Genomic DNA, 2,816 nt, shown 5'->3' on the forward strand with positions numbered 1-2,816 from the left:
GCGGACGGAGGTGGGGGTCCGGCCGAGGTGTGCGCGGGCGAGGGGGTGTGGGTCGGCACCGGTCCGGACCGGGTGGGTCGGGGTGGTGCGCCCTGTGACCCGCCGGTCCGGGTGGTCCGGGTGGTCCGGGTGAGCGTGTCGGTCAGCCGCCGAGGCGGTCGGCGAGTTCCTCGGCCTCCTCGTGGCTCACCCCGGAGATGTGGAGCCCCCCGCTCTCCAGCCGTTCCACGACGGTGGGGGCCATCAGCAGTTCCTCACCGAGGACGACGGCCAGGCGGTTGCCGGGGTCGGAGCGGGCGGCGACATCGCCGGTGAGGTCGGCCAGCGCCCCGGCGTCGGCCTCCACCAGTGTCACCTCCACCACCGTGCCGATGCCCTGCGGTCTGCCGTCCACCACCTCGACGGCGGCCAACTCCTCGACGACCAGTCCCTCGTCGGTGACCACGGTCAGGCAGGTGTTCCCGTCCGGTGTCGTGAAGGCGTCCTGCCCCGGCTCCCCGCAGGCGCCGGGCAGCGCCTCCTCCACCGGCAGCAGCCGCAGCGGTTCCTCCGGGGTCACCCCCGCGCCGGGTGCCGCCTCCCGGCCGGCGGTGTCCCCGTTCCCGGAGCCGTTGCCGTCGGTGTCCTCGTCGCCGTTGTCGGCCAGTCCCAGCGCGAAGACGCCGAGCAGCAGACCGAGCACCACCAGGACGCCGATGGCCACGGCGGCCCCCATGCCGCGCGGCTTCTCGCCCCCCTCGCCGGGCGGACGGCCGGCGCCGGGGTCCTCGGACGGCGGCGGGGTCGGCTGCATGGGAATCCTCTCCTCGGTGCCCCGGGCCTCCCCGGGCGGTCGGCGACTTGCCCGGTCCGCGCCGGCGGGGCCCGCGTCGCTGCTCTGTCGTACCCGGCCCCCGTGTTTCCCATACCCGGTCGGTCCCCGGGTGATCCCGGCGCGGCGGTACCGTGCCGCCGTGACGCGACGACGGGAGAAGAAGCGGCGGGCACGGTTCGCGCGGGCGGTGGGGCGGGACGACGCCGGGGCGGTCCGGCAGCTGCTGCGCTCGGGGTTCGATGCCCGCGGCCCGGACGCGGAGGGGTTCGGCCCGCTGTACGCGGCGGCGCTCGCCGGGGCCCCGGCCGTGGCGCGGGAACTGCTGCGGGCCGGCGCCGACCCGAACGCGGCGACCCCGGGGAACGACGGCACGGGCGGCACCCCGATGGGCGCGGCGGCGGCGTGGAACCACACGGAGGTGATCCGGGTGCTGCTCGCCGCCGGTGCCGATCCCCGGCTGCGGGAGGGCCCCTCGGAGGACGACCGGACCCCGGTGGAATGGGCCGTGCGCCAGGGGTTCCGCGAGGCGGCGGAAGTGCTGCGGGCCGGGGCGGTGGGCACGCCGACCGCCGGGCCCGGGGAGGGGGCGGCGTCCGGCCGGTGAAACCCGCTTCGCGCCGGGTGGGCCGGTGTGGCACGCTGCGCCCGTGTTGGGTATCACCGATCTCCCCACCTACCTGGTGGGCCTGGCCCTGATCATCCTGCTGCCGGGGCCGAACTCGCTGTACGTGTTGTCCGTCGCCGCCCGCCGCGGCGTCCGGCAGGGGTACCGGGCCGCGGCCGGGGTCTTCTGCGGCGACGCGGCGCTGATGATCCTCTCGGCCGGGGGTGTGGCCTCCCTGTTGCAGGCCAGCCCGGCGGCGTTCACCGTGGTGAAGTTCCTCGGCGCCGGGTACCTGACCTGGCTGGCGATCGGGATGTTGCGCGGAGCCGTGGCGCTGTGGCGCAGGCGTCGCGAGCCCCGGGGCACCGGGGCCGCGCTCGACGCGGACGCGGCCGACGGGGCCCCGGCCGCCGCCGGCCGGGTGGCCGTCGAGCGGCCCTTCCGGCGCGCGTTGACGGCGAGCCTGCTGAACCCGAAGGCGATCCTGTTCTTCGTCTCCTTCTTCGTGCAGTTCGTGGACCCGGCCTATCCGCACCCGGCGCTGTCCTTCCTGGCGCTGGGGGTGCTGGTGCAGATCTTCAGCCTCACCTATCTGAGCGTGCTGATCTTCACCGGCGCCCGGTTGGCCGCCGCCTTCCGGCGCCGGCGGAGGCTGAGCGCCGGGGCGTCGGCGGCGGCCGGCGGGCTGTTCCTGGGGTTCGCGGTGAAGTTGTCCCTGGCGACCGCGAGCGGCTGACCGGGGGCCGCTTCCGGCCCGTCGGCGGAGCGGGAGGCCGCCGGCCGCCGGTCGGGAACCCTGCCCCGGGGCCCGCGGTGCACGTAGGCTCGATGGCAGGGGCACGGGTGATCGATCCGTCGCCCCGACCGGGCGGCACGCCGTCCGGCCCGGACCCCGGAGCGACGCGACGAGGGAGGCGGCCGCCGTGATGGCCTGGATGTGGATCCTGGTGATCTTCCTGATCTGCGGCGGCGGGGCGTGGATCGCCGACACCCTGCGCGACGGTCGGCAGAACCGTCACGAGCGGCGCCTGGAGGAGCTCCGGATGCGGGAGCGGCAGTTGCGTCGGGCGGAGGAGCGGCAGCGACCGCCGGAGCCGGTGTGCGGGTGCGGCCACCACCTGGCGATGCACGACGGGCGCGGTCACTGCCACGAGGTGGTCCAGCGGCCCACGGGGTGGGACGCCGACCGCAGGCCGTTGGGGTACGAGCCGGCCGATTGCGCGTGCCGTCAGTACGTGGGGCCCCAACCCCTGTCCCGGATCTTCGCCGAGGACCTCACCGATCACGAGCCGCTGGGGCTCGGCGGGCCGAGGGAGGACGCGGGTGCCGCCCCGGAGGCCGGGGCGGGCGGTGACCGGTCCGCGACCCGGGGGGACGCCGCCCCGGACGGAGCCGGGG

4 protein-coding genes are annotated in these 2,816 nt (G+C 76.7%); 3 read left to right on the forward strand and 1 reads right to left on the reverse strand.

The genetic code is table 11. The features are described 5' to 3' along the window. Positions 1-142: 142 nt before the first annotated feature. The gene (locus FOE67_RS21845) at positions 143-793 is read right to left on the reverse strand and encodes a SecDF P1 head subdomain-containing protein (protein ID WP_182666551.1); all 651 of its coding nucleotides are present in this window, start codon (positions 791-793) and stop codon (positions 143-145) included. 160 nt (positions 794-953) lie between these two features. On the opposite strand from FOE67_RS21845, the gene FOE67_RS21850 reads away from it, so the two are divergent. The 3 genes from FOE67_RS21850 to FOE67_RS21860 all read left to right on the forward strand — a co-directional run. Further along, positions 954-1,418 (forward strand): ankyrin repeat domain-containing protein, encoded by a 465-nt coding sequence (locus FOE67_RS21850; RefSeq protein WP_323385259.1) that lies wholly within the window; start codon positions 954-956, stop codon positions 1,416-1,418. A gap of 43 nt (positions 1,419-1,461) precedes the next feature. Continuing rightward, positions 1,462-2,154: a leucine efflux protein LeuE gene (gene leuE / locus FOE67_RS21855; RefSeq protein WP_182666553.1), complete on the forward strand. Its 693-nt coding sequence runs from the start codon at positions 1,462-1,464 to the stop codon at positions 2,152-2,154. 190 nt (positions 2,155-2,344) lie between these two features. Then, a partial coding sequence (locus FOE67_RS21860; RefSeq protein WP_323385261.1) for a hypothetical protein occupies positions 2,345-2,816 on the forward strand: 472 nt, incomplete at its 3' end.

This window comes from Streptomyces calidiresistens, assembly GCF_014141525.1.
Taxonomy (GTDB): Bacteria; Actinomycetota; Actinomycetes; order Streptomycetales; family Streptomycetaceae; genus Streptomyces; species Streptomyces calidiresistens.